The 395-nt window shown below is 43.0% G+C and carries 1 protein-coding gene and 1 pseudogene; both read right to left on the bottom strand.

What is annotated here, in order from left to right; genetic code table 11:
• Positions 1 to 108 (bottom strand): annotated as a pseudogene (locus tag CWB76_RS20620) (YfgM family protein); the annotation flags it as partial.
• A gap of 68 nt (positions 109 to 176) precedes the next feature.
• A partial coding sequence (locus CWB76_RS19835; protein ID WP_249363205.1) for a His/Gly/Thr/Pro-type tRNA ligase C-terminal domain-containing protein occupies positions 177 to 395 on the bottom strand: 219 nt, incomplete at its 5' end.

Raw genomic sequence — 395 nt, 5'->3', positions numbered from 1 at the left:
TAAACCACCTAACCCAACAATAACGCCTAACGCTAGTGACCGGCCGTTTTCACGAACAACGCGTTTACTTGCTTCTGCTTCTTGGTCTTCTGTTGAATAATTTTCCATGCTTACCTCTGTTAACGCGCTTCAGTACTTACGCGTTATATAATTTAGCTATTAATTAGTTCTTCCAGTTACGTTTTAGCTTGTTCTAGTTGTAGTGTGACTTGTTCCTTCCGCTCACGTATGTATTTCATCGACACAACTCCTTGCTCTAATTCCTCTTCACCGATAATCATTGCGACGAGCGCCTCGCTTTTATCAGCACGGTTGAGTTGTTTTTTAAAGTTACCAGCGCCAGCGTGCACCATAACCCGTAATCCAGGTACATCACGACGTAAGGTAGATGCAAT

The sequence above is a fragment of the Pseudoalteromonas sp. S1609 genome, from assembly GCF_005887255.1.
Lineage (GTDB): Bacteria > Pseudomonadota > Gammaproteobacteria > Enterobacterales > Alteromonadaceae > Pseudoalteromonas.
The sequence above is the reverse complement of the archived record's forward strand: the minus strand, read 5'-3'. Positions and strand labels throughout refer to the sequence as shown.